Genomic DNA, 17,434 nt, shown 5'->3' with positions numbered 1-17,434 from the left:
ATCCTAGCCAGGGGTTGGCCCGCGCCTGCCTTCGGGCAGCGGGTTCTCGCATGCGCGGTGGGCCCGCCGGGGCAGCGGGCGGGTGTAGGGGTGCGGCGGCAGGGTGCCGAAGCACGCGCCGGGCGTCGACTCGTTGATCGCCCTCACCCGGCCCAACGGACCTGGTGCGAGGCGGTAGTTGGCGCGTACGAAGGCGGTGAAGCTCTCGAAGTCCCGCGTGTGCCGGACCGCCTCGGTGTGCTTCAGCAGAGCTGGATAGCCGTCGGCGCCGATGAAGGTGTACGCGGTCGAGGCGAGCCGGTACGAGGCGCGGACATCGAGCGGCGTGCCGTCGATGAGGACGTCGGCGGGCCTGACGCGTTCGCCGGGCGGCGCGGCGGCGTCGAAGGCGTAGCGGACGTTGGAGGAGACGGCGAGGGGCGCATAGGTGAGCTCCCCGTCGTCCTCGGCCCACTGCTGTTCCAGCGCGTCGTGGATGGCCTGTCCCGTGACGGTGGCGGTGATGACGGGACAGCCGTAGCCCACCGCCTTCCAGGCCCGGTCGAACGTGATCACCCCGCCCGAGGACTGGATGTGCGCCAGCCCGTTGCCGATGACGGTGCGGCCGGTGCGGGGGGCGACGGCGATCAGGGCGAGATCGGCGGGCGCGTTCGGGTTGACGTTGGAGTTGTCGAAGGGATCCAGTTTCCGGCGGCCGGCCCACAGCGCCCAGTCGGCCACGAGGTTTCCCATCGTGCTCTCGCCCGCGGGGCTGAGGTGCATGGTGAAGGAGGCGGTCACCCGGCCGATGGGGGCGGCGCCGAGCCGGTTCGCGTAGCCGGTCCAGTAGTCGGCGCACTCCTTGAGGACCGGATCGGGCGCTACGTCACGGGTGTTGGGGTGGTTGGTGGAGGTGGTCAGCGCGCGGATGACGGCGCCGGTGCGCGGGTCGAGCCGCAGGTTGATCTCGTTGATCAGCTGGCCGTGGCAGCCGGCCTCCACGAACGGGCGGGGATTGCCCCGGGGGTCGGGCAGCATCATGTTGAACGCGCAGTGCCAGTGGCCCGTGACGATCACGTCGATGTCGGCCGACACCGCCAGGGCCAGGTCGTAGGCGGGGCCGGAGGGGCTGGTCGCGCTGTTGAAGTCGTCCCCGGCCACGGCCCCGTCGTGCATGCTCAGGACGATGGTGTTGACGCCGCGCGCCTTCAGCTCCGCGGCGTAGCGGTTCACGGTGGCGACTTCCTCCAGCGTCGCGAGCGCGGGCTGGTACGAGGTGGAGAAGCGTTCCGTGCCGAGCGTCGTCAGGTGGATGAACCCGATCGGCAGTTGGCGCCCGCCCGGCGCGGTGACCCATTCGATGTTGTACGGAGGGAGCACCGTCCGGCCGCTGTCCCGCCACACGGCGTTGGCGCTGTAGTAGCGGAACGTCGCTCCGAGGAACGGCTCGCCCTGGGAGTCGCTGAAGGAGTTGGTGTGCCCCATCCCGGCGTACGGGATGCCGTTTTGCATATGGCCGGTCAGAAAGCCGGGCGGGCGGTCGAACTCGTGGTTGCCGGCCGTCGCGAAGTCGAGGCCGAGGCGGTTGAGCGCCTCGATGGTCGGCTCGTCCGCCATCGACTCGGCGGCCAGCGTCCAGCCCGAGAACAGGTCGCCCGGCGCGAAGAAGATCGAGTTGGCCCGGCCCGCCCGCAGCCGTTCCAGGTGGGTGGCCATGTAGGCGACCCCGCCCACCGTGTACCGCCGGCCGCCCGCCCCGCGGATCACGGCATCCGCCCCGGGTGCGCTCTGCAGGAAGCCGTGCAGGTCGGTGATGCTGAGCAGCTGGACGTCCACGTACTCGCGCGCGCTCGCCGCGTCCCGCGCGTGCGGGGTGGCGAAGGCAGGGGTCCCGGTGGCGAGGAGGGCCCCCAGCGAACCTGCCGCTGTCATGAAACTGCGCCGGCCGAGCTCGCGCACGTGGGTCCCCTGTCTCGGGTCGAGGCTTCCCCGCGTCCGCGGACATGCGCCGGGCGCATTCCCTCGCCCCCGCGGCGAAGGGATCGGGCGCGCCCAACCTAAATCGTCGGCTCGCGGCAGACACGCTTGCGGAGCAAAAGCGCACCTCGTGTCGCGGAGTACCGGCGGGTACCGCCCCGCGGCGTCGACAGGGCCGGGCAAACGGCCGAATCCCGCTCAACCGCACCAGGCCCGCTCAACTCCCGCATCCGACCCCAGGTCCTACCGGCCGACCGGCGCACCGCGCGAGCACTCACGGGAAGAGGCCCCCATGGCAGTACGTACGGCACGGAGAGTCAGGACCGCGATCCTCGGGGCGGTCCTCGCCGGCGCGGTGACCGCCACCGCGTTCGTCGCGCCCGCTTCGGCGCGGCAGGCCCGCCCCACCACAGGGGCACACCCCGCCGGCCATGGGGCCACTCAGCAGGCCATGGACGCCACGGTCGCCGGGGGCGTGCCCGGCGTGATCGGCGTCGCCGAGGACGGGCGCGGCCGCTGGACCGGCGATGCGGGCGTCGCCGACACGCGCACCGGCCGCGAGCGCCAGGCGCAGGACACCTTCCGGGTCGGCTCCCTCACCAAGACGTTCATCTCGACCGTCCTGCTCCAACTGGAGGCGGAGGGGAAGCTCAGCCTGGACGACTCGGTGGACACGTGGCTGCCGGGCCTGGTGCGGGGCAACGGGAACGACGGGCGCGCGATCACCGTGCGCCAACTCCTCAACCACACGAGCGGGATCTACGACTACACGGCGGACGCGGACTTCCAGAAGCTGGTCTTCGGCCCCGGCTTCTTCCAGCACCGCTACGACACCTGGACCCCCGAGCGCCTCGTGCGGACGGCCCTGGCCCACCAGCCCGACTTCGCGCCCGGCGCGAGGTGGAAGTACTCCAACACCAACTACATCCTCGCCGGAATGGTGATCCAGAAGGTCACCGGCCGTTCGTACGCGCAGGAGGCCGAGCGGCGCGTCCTGCGCCCGTTGAACCTTCGCTCCACCTCGTTCCCCGGCACCGACGCCCGGATGCCGAAGCCGAGCGGCCGGGCGTACTCGACGCTGGGCGGCTCGCCGGACCAGGTGTACGACGTCACCGAATTCAACCCCTCGGTCGCGGGCTCGGCGGGCGAGGTCGTCTCCAACTCCCTTGATCTGAACCGGTTCTACCGGGCGCTGCTCGGCGGGAAGCTGTTGCCGCCGCGTCAGCTGGCGGAGATGACGACGACGGTCCCCAGCGACGAGATCCCCCGTTCCTCCTACGGCCTTGGCCTGATGAAGCTCACGCTGTCCTGCGGCACCGAGGTGTGGGGCCACACCGGCGGCATCCACGGCTCCTCCTCGGAAGCCGTGGTGACGAAGGACGCCGGGCACGCACTGGCCTTCAACTTCAACGGGGACTGGACGGGCGACCCGCTGCCCCTCACCGAAGCGGAGTTCTGTGGCACCAAGTGACGTACGAGGGCGGGCTGCTGGAAGCGACGGCCCGCCCTCCTTCCTTGGGCAAGGGCGATAAGGACCGCTTCTGACTCCGAGATCCAACATGTCTTGGACTTCAGGCTCCGGACATCGCAGGGTGGAGCCGGGAGAAAGGGAGCCGGACATGACGGTACTGATAGCGGGGGCGGGCATCGGGGGGCTCAGCGCCGCGCTGAGTCTGCACGCGGCGGGCGTCGACGCCGTGGTGGTGGAGAGCGCGCGGGAGATCCGGCCCCTGGGGGTCGGCCTCAACCTGCTGCCGCACGCGGTGCGCGAACTGACCGAGCTCGGCCTCGGCGAACAGCTCGCCGAGGTCGGCGTGGCCATGGCGGAGAACGTGTACAGCGATGCGATGGGCCATCAACTCTTCGCAGAACCAAGGGGGTTGGCCCAGGGCTACCGATGGCCGCAGTACGCGGTCCACCGCGGCGAGCTGCAACTGCTGCTCCTCGCGGCGGTCCGCGAACGGCTGGGCGCCGACGCGGTACGGGTCGGCATGCGCCTGGTGGACTTCGCCCAGGAGGGCGGCGAGGTCCGCGTCCGCCTGCTGAACCGGGCGAGCGGGGCCGTGACGGAGGTCGGTGCGGCGGCCCTCGTCGGCGCGGACGGGCTGCACTCCGCCGTCCGGGCGCGACTGCATCCGGACGGCGGGCCGCTGCTGTGGTCGGGCATCCGGATGTGGCGGGGCGTGACGGAGGCCGAACCGTTCCTCACCGGCCGCTCGATGGCCATCGTCCGGGAGGGGGACGTGGAACTGATCGCCTATCCGATCGGGCGCGGCCGGATCAACTGGGTGGCCCTGGTGCGGCTGTCCGAGCCGGGCCCGCTCGCCGAGGACGCGGGCTGGAACAGCGCGGGCCGCCTCGCGGACGTGCTGCCCCATGTCGAGGACTGGTCGCTGGGCTGGCTCGATGTGCCGGGCCTGCTGGCGGACAGCTCCGGGATCCTGGAGTACCCGATGGTCGACCGGGAGCCGCTGCCCGCGTGGGGGCGCGGCCGGGTGACCCTGCTCGGCGATGCCGCGCACCCGATGTACCCGGTGGGCGCGAACGGCGCGTCCCAGTCGATCGTCGATGCCCGCGTGCTGGCCCACGAACTCTCGGCGGCCGGTGACGTGGCGACGGGTCTCGCCCGGTACGAGAGCCTGCGCCGGGAGGCGACAGCCCCGGTGGTGCTGGCCGCCCGGGAGATGAACCGGTCGAGCAGCGCCTCCGCGAGCGGCCTGGCCCGGATGACCGACACCTACCGGCACACCACGGGAAGCGATGTGGACATCCTCAACTCACGCGCTTCCCTGGCCCCGCACTGAGCCGACGGCGGCCATCAACACCCCTGATGTGCCTGCCAGTTCGGCGAGCGACCGAGGGCCGAGAGGGTCCGGCCGAGCAGGCTCGGGTCGCCGACCGGCAGGAGACCGGGGCGGAAGGCCGCACCCGGCGCGAGCCGCTCGTCGCCGTCGGGCACGGCCAGGGCGATCGGCAGCGCGGCTTCGAGCAGCCAGGGATCGGGCGTGTAGGGGAGACCGAGCGAGCGGGCGACGTCCCAGCCGTGCACGACGTAGTCGATGAAGTGGAACCCGATGGCCGTCGCGGCGGGAAACGTGAGGCCGGGACCGAACTCGGGCAGGGCGAACTTCCGCTCCGCCGAGTCGACCGCCGCGAAGGCGCGTACGACGAGTCCACAAGCCGCGGTATAGCTCTCGACAGCATCGTCTCCACCCGGCGCGACCCGCCAGGCGTCCTCGTTCTCTCCCTCGCCGGCCGCGGCGGCCGCGAACCCCCGGTGCTGGGCGGTCATGTGGGCGAGCAGGTCGGCCAGCGTCCAGTCCGCGCAGGGGGTGGGCCTGTCGAGATCGCCGGGCATCACGTGGCGCACGAGCTCGACGCTGTACCGCACGGCCTGAGCGTCGGCGTCCCGCATCCGATCCAGATTAGTAAGCATGTGCATACGATCCGCTCCAGCACATGATCTGTCAACGGGTATTTTCCTGGTCATGGCAGAGCACGGAAGAGCGACGGAGTGCGGCGGGCAGTCCGCGCGCAAGGATCTGGCGGCGATGATGGTTCCGCTCGGCCGGGCCCTGATGGCCGCCGAACTTCCCGTTCTTGAGGCCCACGGCCTGGCCATGTGGGCCTACTCCGTACTGCTCCACCTGGAGGACGAGCCGGTGCGCACTCAGTCCGCGCTGGCCCAGGCCATCGGCGCCGACAAGACCCGCATCATCGGCGTCCTTGACGACCTGGAGCGGCGCGGCTTGATCCTGCGCCGCCCGGACCCGGCCGACCGCCGGGCCCGGCTGCTCTCCCTGACACCTGAGGGCCGCCACCTCCGCGACACCGTCCAGTCGGCGATCCAGCACCGCGAGAACCAACTCCTGGCCCGCCTCCCGGCCGCGGACCGCCGGGGTTTCCTCAACGCCCTGCGCGCCCTGTCCGCGCTGCCGCCGGAGGAGATCACCGGAGGGGATTAGGAACCTTCGGGGTCCGAGCCTTCGGGGTCGGCGCCGGCCGCGCGCTTCAGGAGGAGTTCCCTTTCCTGGGCGTTGTGGGTCAGCCCTGCCGCCCGCTCGAACTCGGCCCTCGCCTCGGCCGGCCGGCCCAGGCGGACCAGGAGATCGCCTCGTACGCTCGGCAGCAAGTGGTAGCCCTTCAGGGCCGGTTCGTCGCTCAGCGCGTCCACCAGTTCGAGACCGGCCGCGGGACCCTGCGACATCGCCACGGCCACCGCCCGGTTCAGCTCGATCACGGGGGACGGGGTCATCGTCATCAGACGGCCGTACAGGAGGGCGATCGACGTCCAGTCGGTGTCCTCGTAGCGCATGGTCTGCGCGTGACACGCGGCGATGGCCGCCTGTACGGAGTAGGGGCCGTCGCCCGCGCGGTGCAGGGCCTCGATGCCCCGGCGGATGAGCAGCCGGTTCCACTTGGCGCGGTTCTGGTCGGCGAGCAGCACGGGCTCGCCGTCGGGTCCGGTGCGGGCCGCGATGCGGGAGGCCTGGAACTCCAGCAGCGCGGCCAGGCCGTGCACTTCGGGCTCCTTGGGCATCAGGGCGCACAGCACGCGCACCAGGCGGAGCGCATCCTCGCACAGTGCGGGACGCACCAGGTCGTCGCCGGCCGTCGCGGAGTACCCCTCGTTGAAGACGAGGTAGATGACTTCGAGGACCGAGGCGAGGCGGGCGTCCCGGTCGGCTCCGTAGGGCACCTCGAAGGGGACCCCCGCCTTCGCGAGGGCCCGTTTCGCGCGGACGATGCGCTGGGCGACCGTCGGCTCGGGGGCCAGGAACGCGCGGGCGATCTCCTGCGTGGTCAGCCCGCCGAGCAGGCGCAGGGTGAGTGCGATCCGGGCTTGCGTGGACAGCACGGGATGGCAGGCGGTGAAGATGAGCCGCAGCAGGTCGTCGTCGATGCGGTCCGGGTCGTCGAAGTCCGCCGGGTCGGGCGGCGCCACGTCTTCGAGCGCCCGCCCGACCTCCGCCAGCTTGCGGGCATACGTCTCCCGGCGGCGGACCAGGTCGATCGCGCGGTGCTTGGCGGTGGCCATGAGCCAGGCGCCCGGCTTGTCCGGGACTCCCGACGCGGGCCACTGTTCCAGAGCCGCGACCAGGGCGTCCTGCGCGATTTCCTCCGCGATGCCGACGTCCCGCACGATGCGGGCGGCCCCCGCGATGATCCGCGCGGACTCGATCCTGAATACCGCTTCGACCGTCTCGGTCGCGCTTGCTGGCGTCACGGCGCCATCAGAGCAGCCCCGCGCGGGCGCGGGCAAGCGCGACCCGGCGGGCCTTTCCGGACGCCCCTAGCGCATCCCGGCGGACGGCGCCTCGCGCCTTCCGCCCGCACCCGGTTGCGTAGCCTTGACGCATGCACCGGCTCCAGCGTCTTCACCTCGACCACGCCCCGGCCCTCCTGAAGTTCGAGCGGGAGAACCGGGCGTACTTCGCCGCGTCGATCTCCGACCGGGGCGACGACTACTTCCTCCGTTTCGACGACCGCCACCGCGCCCTGCTGGCGGAGCAGGACGCGGGCACGTGCTTCTTCCACCTCGTGGTGGACGACGACGGTTCGGTGCTCGGCCGCGTCAACTTGGTCGACGCCGCTGATGGTTCGGCCGAACTCGGGTACCGGATCGCCGAGCGGGCCGCCGGGCAGGGGCTGGCCACGGCGTCCGTCCGCGAGGCCTGCGCGCTGGCCCTCGCGGAGTACGGCCTCACCACGCTGACCGCGGTCACGACCCTGGACAACACCGGCTCCCGAACCGTCCTGGCCCGCACCGGATTCACCCCGACCACCGCCCTCCAGTTGGACGGCCGCCCGGGCCTTCGCTTCGTACGGGACCTGCGAGTTGACCGATAGCCGGCCCTCGGGGAAGCCCGGCCCGTACACTCGCCCTGACCCTCACACACGTGTGAGGGTCAGGGCGTCGATCCGCGAGGAGGAGCACATGCGCATCGGAGAGCTTTCGGAGCGCACCGGCACGTCGCGCCGGCTGCTGCGCTACTACGAGGAGCAGGGCCTGATCATCTCCAGCCGCTCCCCCAACGGCTACCGCAGTTACGGCGAGGACCTCGTGGACCGGGTCATGCAGATCCGGGGGCTGCTCGACGCCGGGCTTCCGACCCGCATCATCAAGCAGATCCTGCCCTGCCTCAACAAGCCGCGGGTCATCCACTTCCCCGACGCCACCCCGGAAATGCTCGCCACGCTCACCCTCGAACGCGACCGCATGACGCAGCGCATCGAATGCCTGACCCGCAACCGCGACGCGGTGTCCGAGTATCTCGACACGGTGAGCGGCGGCGCGAGCGCAGGCCGGCCCTCCGAGGTGTCCGCGGCGCGCTGACGCGCTGGTCGGCCGCACGGCGAAGGATGCCCGCTCCGCACTGGAACGGATCTGGCCGTATCGCTGTCTACCTTCTTGAGCACCCCCGAGCGGTGCCACTCGGGGGTGCCCGGGTGTACTTCTGGCAGAGAGTTCTATCGACCCATGGGTCTCACGAGTAACAACGTGCTGGCACTGACCGTGCTCTGCGCGGTGGTGATGTTCACGGTCACCATCTGGTTGTGGCCGCGCCTGGCACGTCAAAACTGGAAAACCGTCCTGGGCCGGCTGGGACTGCTGGTCGCGACTCAGCTGCTGGTGTTCGCCGCGGTGGGGCTCGCGACGAACAACAGCTTCCTGTTCTTCGGCTCGTGGACGGATCTGTTCGGACAGGAGCAGGGGGTCGGCGTGGTTGTCGACCACTCGGCTCAACTGGGCGACAGCGTACGGGAGTTCCTGCCCCGGTGAGTTGAGCACTCCGGCGGATCGCAGCCCCGGCCCTCGCCCCCACCCGGGGCGTCAGGGCCGGGGCTGCGGCTTGCTCAGCGGCGGCGCCGGCCGGCGAGGGCCCGGGCGAACAGGCCCCGGGGCTCGGCGGCAGGGGCCGGGACGGCGGGCTCCGCCGCGGCCGGTTCCTTCCGCGGGGCCGGATGCAGCGGCTGGGGCGGGGTCGGGGCCTTGGCCTTCTTGCCGTCGATCCGGATCAGCGGGGCGCCGGCCACCTCTTCCACTCCGTGCCACAGGTCCGTGCGCGACTTCAGCCACTCAAGCAGTTCGGCCCGTACCGGCTCGGCGTCGCCCCAAGTGCCGTATGCCTTGGTGCCGGTGATGCAGATGAGCTTCAGCTCCATGGTGGCCACGGCGCCCCAGACCGCTGCCGCGACGCCGGGGCAGTGTTCGGCCCGGAAGTCGTCGAAGGCCACGATCGCGTCCGGGGCGGCCAGTTCCCTGGCGGCCTCGATGTCTCCGTGCACATGCTCGTACAGGTGCGAGGCGTCGACGTGGATGAAGCGGCAGCTGTCCGCCTTCAGACGGGAGGCGATGACGGAGGTCGGAGCCTGCACGACGGTGGGCAGCTCTTCGTGGAAGGCGAGGTAGTTCGCCTCGAAGGCGCGGCGGGTCAGCGTCGAGTACGACCTGTCCATCTCGGCGCTGTTGGGATCGTCCGGGGCCGGCGAGTCGAAGAGGTCGCAGACCGTGAACTCCTCGCCGGATCGCAGATAGCCGCCGATGAAAATCGCGCTCTTGCCCAGGTAGGCGCCGAGTTCCAGCAGGTCCCCGAATTGTTCCGGGGTCTTTTCCTGACGCTTCAGGAACCAGTCGAACAGCAGTTGATCGGCCGGCCAGAACCAGCCTTTGACATCGGAGAAGCCGGCCGGGGACGCCACCGGTGCACTCGTCGTTTGTGACATGGCCCGGTCCTACTCCTGCCAGATGACCGGAAGATGACCGCGGGGCGTGGCCCGGGCACCCCCCGGTTGAAGCTCCCCCGGCATCGAAGGAAATGCCGGTTCAGGACCCCCATGCGCACGCTCCGCATCTCGTACGCCACCCGAGGTGACCATCACCACCGGCGGCCGGATTACGCATTCCGACCACTACACATAAAGGCGACATAAGCGCACAATGGGAGCGCGACATGGTGTCGCAGCGCGGCCAGACGTGCAGACTTTCAGAAGGAGGCGAGTCGGATGGCCGACGTCTCACACCGCCCCGGTGATATCTCGGGGCACCCCGATGTATCGGAGATGCGGGACCGCTACGCCAAGGTGATGGAAACCCGAGGCGTCGCGGCGGTCGAGGAACTCGTGATCCTCGCCGGCATATACGCAGCGATCTCCGGCTGGACGGTCCACTTCTCGGCCGCCAAGCCCACCCTGGCCCTCAGCAACCTGATCGTCGGCATCGCCCTCGCGGTCCTGGGCCTGTGCATGTCCATGGTCCCGGAGAGGTCCACGGACCTGAACTTCGTGGTCCTGCTCCTCGGAGCCTGGCTGATCGTCTCTCCGTGGGTCGTCGCGCGCAGTGCCGGCACCGGAGCCATCCTCAGCAACGTCATCACAGGCGCCTGTGTGTGCCTGTTCGCACTCGTCGCGGGCGGCATGTTGATGACCAAGTCCCGAAGGCCGACCTGACGTCCGGCGCCGTCACCCTGACACCGTGAAGGCCTCGTCGGTCGCACGGGGCGCGACGGCCGCCAGGATGCGGTGAACCATCCGACCCACCCGGCACCCGCACCTCAACTCCCGTTCTGGGAACCGGAGTTGGTGCGGGCGCCGTCGGTCTCCGGGCCCACGTGGCGCAGCCATCCGAGCTCACCGTCCTGCCACACATGGCTCGGCGCGAGCCCCGCGGCCGCGGCGACGGCGGCGGAAGCGTGGTGCTCGGGGTGGATGTGCGCCCTCACCTCCCGTACGGGCTGTCGGCCGAGCCACTCCACGAGTCCCCGGGCCGCTTCGGTGGCGATGCCCCGGCCCTGCCAGGGAGCTCCCACCACCCACGCGACTTCGGCGGCCACCCCTTGCGGGGACGGACCGGCCGTCGCCTGGACCGTGCCTGCCAGACAGCCCTCGTCGCGGAGCCGGATCACCCAGTTCAGCCAGCTCACGCCGGGGTCGGGAGAGCCCGCGGTCAGGCGCTCGTAGCGGGCGCGCAGGGCCTGCGGCGGGTCCGGGGCGCCGCCGATGAAGGCATGCAGCCCCGGGTCGGACAGCACCGCGGCCATTTCCTCGGCGTGTGCGGCCCGGAGCGGCAGGAGGTCGAGCCGTGCGGTCGCGATGACCTCGGCCGTCAGGGTGTTCACGCGGCGATCTTCTCCGCTCGCCCACCCCGCTGTCGACAGTGCGGCCGGTCGGCCGACTTCGCGGGGGCTGGTGCAATCCCGCTCCCCGGGGCGAAGATGCTCTCCACTCGACCGGGGCGGATGGGGGCGTTTCAGCGATGCGGGGGAGAGCGGGTCCGGGGGCGGACGCCGGAGCGGAGTTACCGGGCACCCATGTGCCGCTCCCGCTCACCCGGCCCGTCGGCCGACCCCGCACGACCTTCGGCACCCGAGTCGTGATCATGGCTCTCACCAGCACGTGTGAGGGCGATCACAGCTCCAGGGGGCCGCCTGGGAGTACCCTTGCGACATGCCTCCGCTCGTTCGACGCCGCCACGTGGACTTCGTCCGCGTTACGAGCATGGCCTGTCGCACTTACCGCTGATCCAGGCCCCCCTTCACCCTCCCCGTGCCTGAGCGGCGCCCGCCTCACCCCGGCGGAGCCGTGACCGCGCCCACCCGCGCCGGCCGGGACATATCCCAGCGGATGGCTCCCATGTCGTACGTGACCTCCTCTCAGCTTCCGATCATCGACCTCTCCGCCGCCGACCGCGGCCCCGAGGCCCGGCGGCAGTTGCACTCCGAGCTCCACAGCGCCGCGCACGGCGTCGGCTTCTTCCAGCTCGTCGGACACGGCGTCACCGACGCCGAGACCGCCGCGCTCAACGACACCATGCGGGCGTTCTTCCGGCTGCCCGAGGCGGACCGGCTCGCCATCGACAACGTCAACTCGCCCCACTTCCGCGGCTATACGCGCATCGGCGACGAGCGCACCGGCGGCTCCCGCGACTGGCGCGACCAGCTCGACATCGGCGCCGAGCGCCCCGCACACATACCCGGCCCGGGCGAGCCCGCGTACTGGTGGCTGGAAGGGCCCAACCAGTGGCCCACCGCCCTGCCCGGGCTGCGCAGCGCCGCGCTCACCTGGATCGACCGGCTCAGCGCGGTCGCCGAGAAGCTGCTGCACGAACTGCTCGCCGCGATCGGCGCACCCCAGGACTTCTACGACGACGTGTTCGGCGACCGGGCCCATCTGCACCTGAAGCTGGTGCGCTACCCGGGCAGCGCCGAGGACGGCACCGCCCAGGGCGTCGGCGCCCACAAGGACTACGGCTTCCTCACGCTGCTCCACCAGGACACCGTCGGCGGCCTCCAGGTGCAGCGCGAGGACGGCCGCTTCCACGACGTGCCGCCGCTGCCCGGCGCCTTCGTCGTCAACCTGGGCGAGCTGCTCGAAGTGGCGACCAACGGCTATCTGCTCGCCACCAACCACCGCGTGGTGAGCCCGCCCGGGGCCACCGAGCGCTTCTCGGTGCCGTTCTTCTACAACCCACGCCTGGACGCGCACATCGAGCCGCTGCCCTTCCCGTACGCGTCGCACGCGCCCGGGGCGACCGCCGACCCGGCGAACCCGCTGTTCGCCGAGTACGGCCGCAACGAGCTCAAGGGCAAGCTGCGGGCCCACCCGCTGGTCGCGGCCCGCCACCACGCGGACCTGCTCCTCACCGAACGCCCGCTCGCCGGATCCACCCTGACCTCGTAGCCGACGGCTACAGCCGGCGGTCGAGGAACAGCTCGGAGAGGGCGACCAGTTCGTCCACGCGGTGCTCCACCAGCGGTACCGCGCGCAGGTGATCGCGCGCGGCGGCCACCCGGGTGCGCGCGTCCCGCAGGGCGTAGGCGCGGCCGCCCGCCTCCTCGACGAGGTCGGCGGCGCGCCGGACGGCGGCCTCGTCGGCGGGCACGCCGAGCAGGGCCTCCAGGCGGGGCCCCACCGACGGATCCAGCGCCATCGCCCCGAGGACGGGCAGCGTCTTCTTTCCGCGCCGCAGATCGCTGTGCACCGGCTTTCCGGTGACGGCGGGGTCGCCCCAGATCCCCAGCACGTCGTCGACCGCCTGGAACGCGAGGCCCCACTGCCGTCCGGCCCCCGCGAGCGCGTCCGTGAGCAGCGGCGGGGCGCCCGCGAGGAGCGGCCCGAGGGCTGTCGCACAGGCGAGCAGGGCGCCGGTCTTGCGCGCCGCCATGGCCCGGTATTCGGCCAGGCCCACCGCCCCTGGGCCGGTCCACGGCCGGGACTCGAACAGTACGTCGTCGGCCTGCCCGTGCACCAACTCGCCCAGCATCACGGTCAGTTGACGCACAGCGGCCCCGCCTCCCGCGCCGCCCGCCTCGGCCAGCGTACGGACGGCGAGGGCGAACAGGGCATCGCCCGCCAGGACGGCAGGCCCCGTACCGAAGGCCTTCCAGGCGCTGTCGCGGTGCCGTCTGCGCTCGTCGCCGTCCATGATGTCGTCGTGCATCAGCGAGAAGGTGTGGATCAGCTCGATCGCCACGGCCGCCGGTATCGCCACGTCCTCGCGCGCGCCCACCGCCTCCGCCCCGAGCACGGCGAGCGCCGGCCGCACCCCCTTGCCGCCACCCCCGGAAGTCGGCGTGCCGTCCGCGTCGCACCACCCGAACGCGTGCGACGCGATGCGGCCGGGCCCGGGATGCAGCCCCAGCACGGCCTCGCGCAGCGCCGGCTCGACGAGTTCCCGGCAGCGGGCGAGGGTGGCGGGCGCGGACGGGCCGGCCTTCAGGGACATGGGGGTGCGCAGACCGGCCTGGGTGGACATGGGCTCCGTTCCTGTCGTGGGCCTTGCGGAGGATGCTGAGGACATCGCGGGGCCGCGCTCAGCGGGCGGGTACGGCGTCGGTGGCCGTGACGCCCAGCTCGGCGCGGGCCTTGTCGATCATGGCCCCGGCGTGCTGCAACCCGATGGCGCCGAGCGCACGCTCCAGCACATCGAGGTCGGCCGCCGTCTCGGTCGGCACACGCCCCTGCCGGGCCTTCGCCTTCACCAGGCCGAGCCGGGACAGCGCCTCGCCGCGCGGCTCGCCCATCGCGCGGAACTCCGCCAGCGCCCCGCTGTAGCACTCCTCCGCCTCGGCGTAACGCCCCGCGCGATACAGCACGTTGCCCCGCATCTTGTGGTTGTACGCGAGCGCGCTGACCAGCTGGATCTCGCGGCAGAGGGCCTCCGCCTCGGTGAGCAGGGCCAACGCCCCCTCCGGGTCTCCCTGGGCGGATCGCACATCGGCGATGCCCCGCAGCGCCCAGGCCCGGCCGCGGTCGTCACCCGCGTCGCCGGCTATCTGCGCGGCCTCCTCGAAGAGGGCGAGCGCGCTGGCGAAGGAGCCGGTGTTGCGGTGCATCTGGGCGATGCCTTCGAGCGCCCACACGGTGTGCCGGGCCTCGCCGCGCTTGCGCGCCTCGGCGAGCAGCTTCTCGTGGAGCCTGCCCACGGCCTCGTAGTCGCCCTGGATGCGACCGGTCTCGGCGAGCCCGGCCAGACAGTAGCCGCGGGCCACGATGTCACCGCCCTGTTCGGCTAGTTCGGCCGCGGTGGCGAGCCAGCGCCGGGCCAGCGCGAGGTCGCCTCGCTGGCGGGCCAGGGTGCCACCGCTCCACACCGCCCACGCCATCGCGCCCCGGTCGCCCGCCCGGCGGGCCGCGCAGTAGCTGTCCTTCCACGCCCGCTCGGCCTCCTCGACGCGGCCGAGCCGCCTGCTCGCCTCGGCGACGGCGAGCCCCGCGTGCGCCAACTCCACGGCGTCGCCGCCGAGTTGGGCCCGTCGCCGCTCCTCGACCGCCTTGGCAAGCACTTCCTCCAGGGAGGTGTTGACCGAGAGCTCGCCCAAGGATCCCCGGTACTCGGGGGCGAATGCCTTGCCGTACATGGTTGTCTCGCTTCGGATCGGAATGCGGAGCAGAGCGCTCCGGCCTTGATCACGAAGCTATGAGACAACCGGGCCCCGAGGAGTCAGCCTCAGAGCTCGTGTGCCGTACATCTGAAGTCTGACGTCCGGCGAAAGAGGTCCGTCCTCAGCGGGACCCGGCGAGCTTGACGAGACAGGCGTCGGCCCGCTCGGGATCCATCAGCCAGTCGTGGTAGTCGAGCGGGTCCGCGTAGCCGTTGGCGAAGCGGTGGGCGAGCTCGGGGTGTTCGAAGGTGGCCCGCACCAGGCGCGAGACGTGCTCGGCCGGTGGCTGACGCAGCATCAGATCAGTGAAGGCGTGCACGTACCGCGTGTGCTCCCAGTACGCGTCGAAGGTCTCCCGCATCCACCGCTCGTCGTACTGCAGCTCGCCGCGCCGCACGATCGCGTCGAGGTAGGCGGCCGCGGCGCGGGCCGCGTTGTTGGCGCCCTGGCCGGTGATCGGGTCGTTGACGACGACCGCGTCCGCCATGCCCAGGACGTACTGGCCCGCTCCGAGCGCGGCCACCCCGTGCCGGACCGTCGGGGTGATCGCGCCGTACAACGCGGCGCCCCCGTCGGTGGGTTCGGCGCGGGCGAAGCGCTCGTGCTCCCACGGCGCGTAGGTCCGCAGCAGTTCCACCGCACGCCGCAGCCCCTCGCGCGGCTCGGGGCGGTCCTGCCAACAGTCGTACGGGCCACCGAACTTGGCCTCAAGGAGCAGGATCTCGCACGGCCCGCCCACGGTCAGCGCCTGCAGCACGATCGCGTCCCCCGCCGAGGGCATGCCCGTGACGCGCAGATACGCGTCACTCTCGTCGCCCCGCGGTGTGACGCCGCATGCGTAGAACGCGGCGAGGGCGCGCTGGGGGCGGTCGTACACCGAGCGTGCCTCGTCGCGGCCGAACAGCGACGAGAGTGCGCCGCGGCCGGTGGCGACGACGGTGAGCTCGTGGCGGGCGGCGATCCCCGCGAGGTCGTCGGCGTCGGCCGCCCGGAATTCCACCCGGCCGCCGCGCGCCTCGAACAGCTCCAGCCACGCGGAGAGTTTGACCCGCTGGTCGACCGAGCGGACCTCCGCGTCATAGGCGGTGGCGAACCGCGCCGACCACGGCTCTTCGGCCGTCGGGTCCCACTGGTTCATCTCCAGGCCGCGCATCACCGGCGCCCGGTCGTCCCAGAGGTTCAGCCCGGCCGCCCGCTCCAGTGCCAGGGCCGGCCCGAACATCAGCTGCGTCGAGGTGACCCGGCCGTCGCGGAGCTGCTCCGCGGTCCGCTCCGACACCAGCGTCACGTCGTAGTCCGCGGCCTGGAGTCCCAGTGCCAGTTGCAGCCCGGCCTGCCCCGCCCCGATGATCGCGATCCTGCGCACACATGCCTCCACCCGGTCCGCCACCCGTCCCGACTCCCCCGTTGTACTGGGTGACGTGCGGGGCTGCCTAGACGACATCGGCGCGCGGCGGTCGGAGCCGCTACTGCGCCCGGTACTGACGGACCGTCCAATACTGGTAGGACGACCACAGCGGGCCGGTGTAGTCGGCACATGCCCTGGCGCACAGCGTCGTGGACAGATACCGCCGGAACACGGATTCCTTTCGCCGGGCCGGCTGAAGGGCCAGATTTGGCGGCAGCGCGTTGATGGAATATCCCCGGTATCCGACGACGAATGGTTTCGGGCCCGGAACAGAAGCGGCCGCCTTTTTCACCAGACGTGCCGCGACTTCGTGATCGCTGTGGTCGCTCTCGGGGCCGCTTCCGCGGTCGACGTTGCGATAGTCCAGGGTCCGTACGACCTTGGCGTGCGAATCCGCGACGAGCCAGGACAGCATCGCGGTGAGCTCCTTCACGTCGTAACGCGCGCTGCGGTCCATGGTCGTGATGCGGCGGATTCTGCCCAGTTCGAGCTTGAGGAGACTCTGGCCCGCCTGCAGTCGGGTGCCCGAGCCGTCGTGCAGGCCGTCCGGCAGCCGGAGGAAGGTGACTCGCACGCGGGGCCGGCCTGCCGGGACTCGCAGCGCAAAGGCGCGGACCGTGCGCCCGGCGTGCTTGCGGTCCTGGCGGCGCCAGTCGTTGGGGACGCCCGCCATCAGCGCATACGCGCGGCCGACGCCCACCTCGCGCCGCTCGGTGTACCAGGTGCCGGTGCTTCCCGCGTCGCCCGCGGTGAGGTAGACGATGTCGAGGCAGGCGCCCCTTGCCCAGTCGTTCAGCAAATCGGGGCTCATGAAAAGGAGGTCGTCGTCCTCGTGCGCCACCCCGGCGAACACCGTCGTCCGGCAGAAGGAGGAAGCCGCCGAGGATTGCGCGGGTACGGCGAGCTGCGCCCACGCGGGAATCGCCAGGCCGCACACCGCTGCGGCGGCCAGCATTCCGAGTTTTCTCAGCCATCCCGCTGTCCCGTTCACGGGACGGATTATCAGCGCATAATTCACTCGGACCCTGTATTTCCCCCGGGCGTGCCGCGAGCGCAAATTGAACAGGGAAATTCTTGGGTACGGGTGCGAATCGGCGGGCCATGGTGTCGGCGTACATCGTGCGGGAAGCCGGGAGCCTCGGGAAGTGACCAGCCGCACACGGCCCGCAGCCGAACGAACCGCACG

16 protein-coding genes and 1 pseudogene are annotated in these 17,434 nt (G+C 71.5%); 8 read left to right on the top strand and 9 right to left on the bottom strand.

The window, feature by feature from the left end:
* Positions 1–3: 3 nt before the first annotated feature.
* Complete coding sequence (locus ADK54_RS08525; protein ID WP_053724925.1) at positions 4–1,938, bottom strand: bifunctional metallophosphatase/5'-nucleotidase; 1,935 nt, start codon at positions 1,936–1,938, stop codon at positions 4–6.
* A gap of 310 nt (positions 1,939–2,248) precedes the next feature.
* Between ADK54_RS08525 and ADK54_RS08520 the strand changes: the two genes are divergently transcribed.
* Together ADK54_RS08520 and ADK54_RS08515 are read left to right on the top strand one after the other, a co-directional pair.
* Positions 2,249–3,427, top strand: a complete 1,179-nt coding sequence (locus tag ADK54_RS08520; RefSeq protein WP_053724924.1) for a serine hydrolase domain-containing protein — start codon at positions 2,249–2,251, stop codon at positions 3,425–3,427.
* A 148-nt stretch (positions 3,428–3,575) separates the two neighbouring features.
* On the top strand, positions 3,576–4,760 hold the full coding sequence (locus tag ADK54_RS08515) for a flavin-dependent oxidoreductase (protein WP_053724923.1): 1,185 nt from the start codon (positions 3,576–3,578) through the stop codon (positions 4,758–4,760).
* A 14-nt stretch (positions 4,761–4,774) separates the two neighbouring features.
* On the opposite strand, the gene ADK54_RS08510 is transcribed toward ADK54_RS08515, so the two are convergent.
* The gene (locus ADK54_RS08510; RefSeq protein WP_234391966.1) at positions 4,775–5,371 is read right to left on the bottom strand and encodes a TIGR03086 family metal-binding protein; all 597 of its coding nucleotides are present in this window, start codon (positions 5,369–5,371) and stop codon (positions 4,775–4,777) included.
* Positions 5,372–5,444: 73 nt separating this feature from the next.
* Between ADK54_RS08510 and ADK54_RS08505 the strand changes: the two genes are divergently transcribed.
* Positions 5,445–5,921: a MarR family winged helix-turn-helix transcriptional regulator gene (locus ADK54_RS08505; protein ID WP_053724922.1), complete on the top strand. Its 477-nt coding sequence runs from the start codon at positions 5,445–5,447 to the stop codon at positions 5,919–5,921.
* Here the strand turns inward: ADK54_RS08505 and ADK54_RS08500 are convergent.
* Positions 5,918–7,183: an RNA polymerase sigma factor gene (locus ADK54_RS08500; protein ID WP_053724921.1), complete on the bottom strand. Its 1,266-nt coding sequence runs from the start codon at positions 7,181–7,183 to the stop codon at positions 5,918–5,920. The genes ADK54_RS08505 and ADK54_RS08500 overlap by 4 nt on opposite strands.
* Positions 7,184–7,314: 131 nt before the next feature.
* Here ADK54_RS08500 and ADK54_RS08495 point away from each other — a divergent pair, with 131 nt between their 5' ends.
* From ADK54_RS08495 to ADK54_RS08485, 3 genes and pseudogenes are all read left to right on the top strand, one after another.
* Positions 7,315–7,806, top strand: coding sequence for a GNAT family N-acetyltransferase (locus ADK54_RS08495; RefSeq protein WP_053724920.1), 492 nt, complete (start codon positions 7,315–7,317; stop codon positions 7,804–7,806).
* A gap of 88 nt (positions 7,807–7,894) precedes the next feature.
* Positions 7,895–8,293 carry a MerR family transcriptional regulator gene (locus ADK54_RS08490; protein ID WP_053724919.1) on the top strand — a complete coding sequence of 133 codons (399 nt, stop codon included), beginning with the start codon at positions 7,895–7,897 and terminating at the stop codon, positions 8,291–8,293.
* A gap of 144 nt (positions 8,294–8,437) precedes the next feature.
* A pseudogene (locus ADK54_RS08485) lies at positions 8,438–8,701 on the top strand (esterase); the annotation flags it as partial.
* 113 nt (positions 8,702–8,814) lie between these two features.
* Here the strand turns inward: ADK54_RS08485 and ADK54_RS08480 are convergent.
* The gene (locus tag ADK54_RS08480; protein ID WP_053724917.1) at positions 8,815–9,684 is read right to left on the bottom strand and encodes a class I SAM-dependent methyltransferase; all 870 of its coding nucleotides are present in this window, start codon (positions 9,682–9,684) and stop codon (positions 8,815–8,817) included.
* Between the two features lie 279 nt (positions 9,685–9,963).
* Here ADK54_RS08480 and ADK54_RS08475 point away from each other — a divergent pair, with 279 nt between their 5' ends.
* Positions 9,964–10,407: an SPW repeat protein gene (locus ADK54_RS08475; protein WP_053724916.1), complete on the top strand. Its 444-nt coding sequence runs from the start codon at positions 9,964–9,966 to the stop codon at positions 10,405–10,407.
* Between the two features lie 104 nt (positions 10,408–10,511).
* On the opposite strand, the gene ADK54_RS08470 is transcribed toward ADK54_RS08475, so the two are convergent.
* Positions 10,512–11,075, bottom strand: a complete 564-nt coding sequence (locus tag ADK54_RS08470; protein ID WP_053724915.1) for a GNAT family N-acetyltransferase — start codon at positions 11,073–11,075, stop codon at positions 10,512–10,514.
* 514 nt (positions 11,076–11,589) lie between these two features.
* Here ADK54_RS08470 and ADK54_RS08465 point away from each other — a divergent pair.
* Positions 11,590–12,636, top strand: coding sequence for an isopenicillin N synthase family dioxygenase (locus ADK54_RS08465; protein WP_053724914.1), 1,047 nt, complete (start codon positions 11,590–11,592; stop codon positions 12,634–12,636).
* 7 nt (positions 12,637–12,643) lie between these two features.
* Here the strand turns inward: ADK54_RS08465 and ADK54_RS08460 are convergent, their stop codons facing one another.
* The 4 genes from ADK54_RS08460 to ADK54_RS08445 all read right to left on the bottom strand — a co-directional run bounded on the left by ADK54_RS08460 (position 12,644) and on the right by ADK54_RS08445 (position 17,266).
* Entirely contained in the window at positions 12,644–13,711 is a 1,068-nt protein-coding gene (locus tag ADK54_RS08460; RefSeq protein ID WP_234391965.1) for a polyprenyl synthetase family protein, read from the bottom strand.
* A 58-nt stretch (positions 13,712–13,769) separates the two neighbouring features.
* Positions 13,770–14,816: a tetratricopeptide repeat protein gene (locus ADK54_RS08455; RefSeq protein WP_053724913.1), complete on the bottom strand. Its 1,047-nt coding sequence runs from the start codon at positions 14,814–14,816 to the stop codon at positions 13,770–13,772.
* Between the two features lie 145 nt (positions 14,817–14,961).
* Entirely contained in the window at positions 14,962–16,206 is a 1,245-nt protein-coding gene (locus ADK54_RS08450) for a styrene monooxygenase/indole monooxygenase family protein (RefSeq protein ID WP_053724912.1), read from the bottom strand.
* A gap of 100 nt (positions 16,207–16,306) precedes the next feature.
* Positions 16,307–17,266: a PIG-L family deacetylase gene (locus ADK54_RS08445; protein ID WP_159047668.1), complete on the bottom strand. Its 960-nt coding sequence runs from the start codon at positions 17,264–17,266 to the stop codon at positions 16,307–16,309.
* Positions 17,267–17,434 lie beyond the last annotated feature (168 nt).

This window comes from Streptomyces sp. WM6378 (assembly GCF_001279695.1).
Taxonomy (GTDB): domain Bacteria; phylum Actinomycetota; class Actinomycetes; order Streptomycetales; family Streptomycetaceae; genus Streptomyces.
Note: the sequence above shows the minus strand (reverse complement) of the source record. Positions and strands in the feature narration are given on the sequence as shown.